The 6,853-nt window shown below is 68.4% G+C and carries 7 protein-coding genes; 2 read left to right on the top strand and 5 right to left on the bottom strand.

Annotation, left to right across the window (positions count from 1 at the left end):
* Positions 1 to 539: 539 nt before the first annotated feature.
* Positions 540 to 998, bottom strand: coding sequence for an Lsr2 dimerization domain-containing protein (locus E1181_RS30660; protein ID WP_132679900.1), 459 nt, complete (start codon positions 996 to 998; stop codon positions 540 to 542).
* 360 nt (positions 999 to 1,358) lie between these two features.
* Here E1181_RS30660 and E1181_RS30655 point away from each other — a divergent pair, with 360 nt between their 5' ends.
* Entirely contained in the window at positions 1,359 to 1,703 is a 345-nt protein-coding gene (locus E1181_RS30655; protein ID WP_132679899.1) for a histone-like nucleoid-structuring protein Lsr2, read from the top strand.
* Positions 1,704 to 1,829: 126 nt separating this feature from the next.
* Here the strand turns inward: E1181_RS30655 and rbsK are convergent, their stop codons facing one another.
* Positions 1,830 to 2,726 (bottom strand): ribokinase, encoded by an 897-nt coding sequence (rbsK, locus tag E1181_RS30650; RefSeq protein WP_132679898.1) that lies wholly within the window; start codon positions 2,724 to 2,726, stop codon positions 1,830 to 1,832.
* A gap of 114 nt (positions 2,727 to 2,840) precedes the next feature.
* Between rbsK and E1181_RS30645 the strand changes: the two genes are divergently transcribed.
* Positions 2,841 to 3,902, top strand: a complete 1,062-nt coding sequence (locus tag E1181_RS30645; protein ID WP_235877170.1) for a hypothetical protein — start codon at positions 2,841 to 2,843, stop codon at positions 3,900 to 3,902.
* Positions 3,903 to 3,936: 34 nt separating this feature from the next.
* Here the strand turns inward: E1181_RS30645 and E1181_RS30640 are convergent, their stop codons facing one another.
* The 3 genes from E1181_RS30640 to E1181_RS30630 all read right to left on the bottom strand — a co-directional run bounded on the left by E1181_RS30640 (position 3,937) and on the right by E1181_RS30630 (position 6,828).
* Positions 3,937 to 4,806: a spermidine synthase gene (locus tag E1181_RS30640; protein ID WP_132679896.1), complete on the bottom strand. Its 870-nt coding sequence runs from the start codon at positions 4,804 to 4,806 to the stop codon at positions 3,937 to 3,939.
* A gap of 325 nt (positions 4,807 to 5,131) precedes the next feature.
* Positions 5,132 to 5,524 (bottom strand): adenosylmethionine decarboxylase, encoded by a 393-nt coding sequence (gene speD / locus E1181_RS30635; RefSeq protein ID WP_132679895.1) that lies wholly within the window; start codon positions 5,522 to 5,524, stop codon positions 5,132 to 5,134.
* 80 nt (positions 5,525 to 5,604) lie between these two features.
* Positions 5,605 to 6,828, bottom strand: a complete 1,224-nt coding sequence (locus E1181_RS30630) for a type III PLP-dependent enzyme (protein WP_132679894.1) — start codon at positions 6,826 to 6,828, stop codon at positions 5,605 to 5,607.
* Positions 6,829 to 6,853 lie beyond the last annotated feature (25 nt).

The following is a 6,853-nucleotide window of genomic DNA, read 5'->3' as shown; positions in this document are numbered from 1 at the left end:
CGGGGCCCCGTCAGGCCCGGCCCGGTTTTTCCCGGCCCGTGTCGCTCTGACTTGGAATACTTTACGCACCCCGAAAAACCCCGTGAACACCACCCCCCCTTTAAGGGTGAAACACCAGGTCAGAGGCTGTGTGCAGGGTCCGCCAGCATGAACGGCTCGTGGACGTCTCGCGTAGTGCGCGATCCACCTTCGGGTGGTAGTTGGTCTTAGGAGCGGGTACTGCCCGATTTCGCGGGTAGCCTGCCGACGACTTGTCAGAACGGGGGTAGCAGTGGACTCGACTCCGATATACACCGAGCTGCGCAACACTCTGGCTGATCCGGAGGATCGCAACTGGGGCCCGAGCGCTCCACCGGAGTTCGCGGCCGCGCTCGCCGACGGAGCGGACTCGGCACCGGTGAAGGAAACGCGCGCGACGGGCACCCGCACGCGTGCGCGGAGACACCGCGCGGCGGACTGAACAACACCCGAGAACTCGAACCGCACCGGATTCAGCACAGATCTCCGGTGCGGTTTTTGCTGCGGTCCTCGCGCCGGTTCTAGTCGACGGCGGAGGAGAACAGCGGCAGCGACACCGCCGGCGCCTCGACACCGGTCTCGGGCTTGGCCTCCTCGGCGGGAACCAGCTCCGACTCCTTCGCGGTGACCGGCTCCGGCTCAGCGTCCTTCTCAGGAACCTGCGCGGCATCCGCCGCTTCCGGCTTCTTCAAGGCGTCGCGGGTGCGCTGGGCGGCACCGCGAATCTGCTCGGTGAGCTGCTTGTTGGCCTGCCGCGCCTGCTCCTCTTCGCGCTCCTGCTGCTTGGTGCTGCGAGGAGCCGCGGGTTTGGGCGCGCGAGCAGCCTTGATGTAGCGGTCGAGCACAGAACGCAGCGCTTGAGCGTTGCCGTCGTTCAGGTCGATTTCGTAGCTCACGCCATCCAGCGCGAAAGTGACGGTGTGCTTGGCTGGCGACCCGTCGATGTCATCGACGAGATCAACCTGAATCCGCTCGGCCATGATCACCTGTCTCGGGAACGCGCCCCGTCTCGATCCGCGACTTCCAGGTAAGACTACTGCTGGTCCTGACCACGTTGTAGCACGACACTTAGCAGATGTCTCGCACTCAACCATAGAACAGCAGCCCGATCGGCCGAAAACCGCTCGGCCCGCCGGACGTCCGCTGCCGCGGCCCGGCCACCGCCGACTAACGGTCGGTAACCGGATGTGCCGGTTTTCAACCCAAGGTAATCCGACCGGCGGCCGAAATTCGATACCGGGTGGAACATTCTTCCGACGATCGTTTATTGTTCGCTCGCTCTTCGTCGCGCGGGCATGTGCGCGCAGAGACTGGATTCGAGCCGGAATCGAGGTTTAACCGTGGCGCAGAAAGTCACCGTGCAGCTGGTCGACGATGTCGACGGCTCGCAAGCCGACAGCACCGTCGAGTTCGCCCTGGACGGGGTGAACTACCAAATCGACCTGTCCGTCGACAACGCCGCGAAACTGCGGGACGCGCTGGCTTCCTTCGTGGCCAACGCACGTAAGACCGGTGGCCGCAAGCGGTCTGGCAACAAGCCGGGCAAGCCCTCGGGCGCGCCGACGCAGGCCGACCGGGAACGCAACCAGGCCATTCGGGAATGGGCTCGGGAACAGGGCATGCAGGTTTCCGACCGGGGTCGCATTCCGGCCGAGATCGTCGAGGCTTACGACAACGCTGGGTGAACAGCCGGGCACGGGTGGCCGGATTTGGCTTCGGACATTTCCGGCCTCCCGCAAAAGTCCCGCGCATTACCCGGCAATGACCGCCGGCGGCCGTCGTCGGCAGCGGGTAATCGAGGTTTGCGACTATCAGTTCGCCATGAAGCGGACGATTTCATCCCGAGTGGGCATCGCACTCGTCGCGCCATTGCGCTGCACGGACAGTGCTGACCCCGCCGCCGCCCTGCGCAGCGCGGCCGGGACTTCTTCTCCCTCGCCCAGCGCGGCGCTGAGGACACCGACGAAGGTGTCGCCGGCCGCCGTGGTGTCCACCGCCTGGACCTCGAAGGCCGGGACCTCGTGGCGGGTCCCTTCTCGGCTGCCGTAGACGCATCCCCGGGCACCGAGCGTGATCACCACCTCGGGAACCAGCTCCAGCAGCGCCGTCAGCGCGCGTTCGGGGTCGTCGTGGCCGGTCAGCACGGCCGCCTCGTGCTCGTTGGGCACCAGCAGGTCCACGTCGCGCAGCAGCCCCTCGGGCAGCGGGACCGCCGGAGCGGGGGTGAGCACGACCCGCACGCCGTTGCGCTTGCCCGCCGCCGCGGCTGCGGCCACCCCGGGCTGCGGGATCTCCAGTTGCAGCAGCAGGCTGTCCGAACCGGCGATGATCTCCTCGTCGCCGTCGGCGAGCGCGTCCACGGTTCCGTTGGCCGCCGGGACCACGACGATCGAGTTGTCGCCGCCGTCGTCGACCACGATGTGCGCCGTTCCGCTGCGGCCGGGCACCGTTCGCAGGCCCTGGATGTCCACAGTGGATTCCTGGAGCACCCGGCGGATCTCGGCTCCGAACTCGTCGCCGCCGACCGCGCCGATCATGCGCGCGTCCGCACCCGCCTTCGCGGCGGCGATCGCCTGGTTGGCGCCCTTGCCACCGGGAACCGTGCGGAACTCGCGGCCGGTGACCGTCTCGCCCTGCTTGGGCGCGACCGGCACGTAGGCCACCAGGTCCATGTTGCAGCTGCCGAAGACCACCACGCTCGTCGTCACCGGACCATCATGGCCGACTCCGACACCCCGCCTGCTGGACGGGTCACCGGCAGGGGGACGTCGTACCATGCCGTCCAGCAGTCGAGGAGAGGGCGATACGCGGTGGATTACGCGGTGACGGCAGAACTGGCACCACCTGCCGAGGTGGTGGAGCTGGACCCGCTGCAGCAGGAAGGCGTCGCGGCCGTGCTCGACCGCCACCTCGCCATGGTCGAGGGGGTCAGCGGGCCGGAGGAGTCCGAGATCGACGTGCTCGACTACCGCATCACCGTGCACCCGGCGGGCGTGAGCGTGCTGCTCGCGCTGGACGCGCCGTCGCTGCAGGCTGCGGAGGAGGGCGCGGCCTCGGTGCTCGACGAGCTCATCGTGGAGACCGAGCTGCTGATCGGCTGGTCCGTCGCCGAGTCGGCTGTGCGCATCACCGAGGACGAGTTCAACGAACGGCTGGCCGCCGCGGACGACGTCGACGCCGACGACGCCCTGCAGGCCGCCATCGAGGAGGCCATGGAGTCCTCCGGCGAGCCCGCGATGGACACCGGCCACTGGAAGCGCCGGCTCACCGAGCTCGCGCCCAGGCTGCGGGCCTTCGACACCGGCGTCTTCGGCGTCGAGGGAGAGCACGCGGCGTTGGCCGCGGGAGCCCTGGTGCACGCGGTGCGGGTGGTGACCGACGAGATCTTCTACGACGAGCTCGCGCTGGCGGTCAACAACGCGACCGTCTCCGACGCCGTCGGACTGCTCGTCCTGGAAGAGCTGCCGCCCTGCTACGACAAGCGCTACGACGCGTTCTTCGCCCGCGCGTTCGTGCTGGCCTCAGCGGCCGTGGCGGTCCGGCTCACCGAACCGGTGTGGACCTCGCCGCGCAGCGTCGCCGAAGCGCTCGCGCTCCGGCTGGTGATCAACGAGGCGCGGGTGGTCCTGGAAGCCGCTGAGCTCATGTCGTGGGACGACAGCGAGCCGGTGTTCGAGAACTTCGCGGACGCGGCGTTCGGCGGCCTGGAGCACCACGAGCTCTACGAGATCGACGTGCCGCTGGCCGGCGATGCCGAGCCGGAGGTCGTGGAGCGGGCCGCCAAGCTCGAAGCCGAGCTGCACACCCAGGGCCTCGCCTTCGACCAGTGGTTCCTCCCGCGCGACGGGGCGATGGACTTCCACCCCTACCTCGACGCCCCGTAGGACGGAGCGTCGAGGACGGAAGGAGGTTCCTGGGTCAGGACTGGTTCCGCACCGAGATCGGGGGGACCGTGGCGCCGATCAGCGACGCGTCGTCGATCGTCTCGGGCTCGTAGGCGCTGCTCGGGAGCGCTTCGAGCATGAGGTTGATCGGGTCGTCGATCGGCTCGACCCGGCCGAACAGGAACGCCCACTCGTGCTCGTCGGAACCGAAGTAGGCGACCGTCTCGAACGCCGACTGGAACCGGTTGTAGGCGCGGATCAGCGTCTCGTTGCGCCACACCGTCGGGCAACCGCCCTGGAAGGCCACCACACCACCGGCCGACAGCACCGACTGGCAGCGCTGGATGAACTCCAGGCCGTAGAGCCGGTTGTGCTGACCGTCGTCGTCAGCGCGCTCGTCGGGCAGGTCGACCACGACGATGTCGTAGCCCTCCGGCGGGGCCGTGTCCAGGAAGCTCCAGCCGTCGGCGAAGTGGATCGTGACCGGACCTTCGCCCTTCTCGGCGGCGGCCAGCTCCTCCGGCGTGTAGCCGTAGGGCAGGTGCTCGGCGCACTTGCGCACGCACAGCTCGTCGATGTCGACGTGATCCACCCGGGTCGCACCGGCCGCGACGGCCATCTGGCTCGCCACGCCCTCGCTCGACCCGATGATCAGCACCCGATCCACCTGCGCGGCCAGCAGGAACGCCGGCACCATCATGGCCTCGTGGTAGACCAGCTGGGAGAACTCGGTGCTCTGGCGGTCGTCGTCGCAGAACAGCGAGACGCCTTGCGCGGTCCGCGCGATCACCACGTGCTGGTAGGGGGTGTCGCCCTCCCACAGCACGTCGTCCACCCGCCACAGGCGCTGCAGGTCGGCGCCCATCGGCTCCTTGATCCACCGGTGCCCGTCGAGTTCGATCAACGGTGTTCCTCCTGAATTCCCCATCGATTTGTGCCAAGCATCCCGCCGGCTCCCGTGGCGGGCCCGCCGACACGCGAAAGTAGACCGTTCCCCACTCAGGTCCAACTGCGGACATCCGGCAAGCGGCGAAGCCGCTTTCGCTCTCCCCACCTGAGCAACTCGCACCGCCGCAGGTTCTGAGCGGTTTCGTGGCGAGTACGCCGCGACGCCGATGTCCAACCCCTGGGTAAGCGGAACACATCAGGAGTGGCGCACGGAGTCCACGAAATCGCTCAGGTTCTGCCACCCGCACCGCCGAGCAGGCCGAGAACGAACCGTCGCACCCTCAGCAGACCAGTTCGGCGTAGTCGTGGCCTCGTTGGATCGTCTGCACGTTCTTGGTCGTCGGCTGGAGGGCCTCGGCGAGCAGTTCCACGGCCAGCTCCGGCTTCGCGGTGTGCCCGCAGGTGAACACGTCGATGAAGATCGAGCCGTCCTCCGGGTACGTGTGCAGCGAGGCGTGGGACTCCGACAGCAGCGCCAACACCGTGACGCCTTGCGGGTCGAACCGCTTGGCGATCATCTGGCACACCGTGGCGTCCGACTCGCTCAGCGCGTTGTGCAGGACTTCTCGCAGGTACTGCTCGTCGTCCAGCAGTTCCGGTTCAACGCCCTCCAGCTCTGCCAGGACGTGCCTTCCGGTGAACAGACCGACCTGTGCTCCGGTGTCAACGGACATCTATCGACCTCCCATCATTTCGCAGATTCGCCGCGTCTCGCTTCTCGCGCCACCGCGGACGGACGTGCCGCCGCAGCAGATCACGGCCGCTGATCGCCGTCGACGCAATAGGTGGGCAGCGGGGTGAACCCGTTGAAACCCACCGATGAATAGCTCGCGGTGTACGCGCCCGCCGACAGCAGATCCACCCAGTCGCCGCCGCGCAGCGTGCGCGGAAGCTCGTAGTGGGTCCGCTGGTAGAGCACGTCGTCACCGTCGCAGGTGGGCCCGGCCAGCACGACCGGGCCTTCCTGGTCACCGTCGCGCGAGGTGCGCAACCGGTAGGTGATGGCCTCGCCCTCGGTTTCGGCGAGTCCGTTGTAGCGCCCGATGTCGAGGTACACCCAGCGCCGTTGCCCGTCGCAGGAGTCGGTGACCAGCACGACCTCGCTGCGCAGCACGCCGGCGTCGCCGACGATGAACCGTCCGGGCTCGATGAGCAGTTCCGGCCGCTGCGGGCCGAACGCGTGATCCAGCGCCTGCTCGATGGCCGTGACGTAGTCGGCCAGCGGCGGCGCGGTCTCGGTGTAGCCGGCGGGCAGTCCCCCGCCGAGGTTGACCATGCGCGGTCGCACTCCGCGCGCGGCGCAGTCGGCGAACACACCGGCTGCGGCGTCGACGCCGTGCCGGTAGGCGGCCGGGTCCAGCTGCTGCGATCCGATGTGGAACGACACGCCGCAGGGGTCCAGGCCCAGCTCGGCGGCGCGGACCAGCAGGTCCGCGGCCTGCTGCGGGGTGCAGCCGAACTTGCGGCCGAAGGGGGTCTTCGAACCGGTGTTGTCGACCAGGACGCGGCAGAACACCTGCGAACCCGGCGCGACCTCGGCGATGTTGACCAGGTCGGCGTGGCTGTCGGTGGCGAACAGGCGCACGCCCTGCTCGTGGGCGCGGGCGATGTCGCGGCGCTTCTTGATGGTGTTGCCGTAGGAGATCGACTCGGGTGCCGCGCCCTTGGCCAGGCACAGCTCGATCTCACCGGGGCTGGCGACGTCGAACGAAGCACCTTCGGCGATGAGCTCGCCGACGACCTCGGGAGTGGGATTGGCCTTGACCGCGTAGCAGATGCGCGCATCCGGCAGCGCGGTGCGCAGTTGCCGGTAGCGGTCTCGCACCTGCGCCAGATCCATGACCAGGCAAGGGGTTTCGGGGTTCTGCTGATCCAGGAATCGTCGGATCGGATCCGGATTCCCGTTGCCCCGCCCGGGTTCCTGCGCGGTGCCGCTCGGGCGGTCCGTCACGCCGGTGGTGGCGGACAGATCGGTCAATCCCGTTACCTCCGTCTCGGGGGGG

Origin of the sequence: Saccharopolyspora terrae (genome assembly GCF_004348435.1) — a bacterium.
Classification (GTDB): Bacteria; Actinomycetota; Actinomycetes; order Mycobacteriales; family Pseudonocardiaceae; genus Saccharopolyspora; species Saccharopolyspora endophytica.
This window is presented reverse-complemented; position numbering and strand designations above follow the sequence as displayed.

Excerpts from the sequence above, each read along its gene's own strand:
- E1181_RS30660 (WP_132679900.1), bottom strand. The coding sequence starts at position 998 with ATGGCCGAGCGGATTCAGGTTGATCTCGTCGATGACATCGACGGGTCG.
- speD (WP_132679895.1), bottom strand. The coding sequence starts at position 5,524 with ATGTCCGTTGACACCGGAGCACAGGTCGGTCTGTTCACCGGAAGGCAC.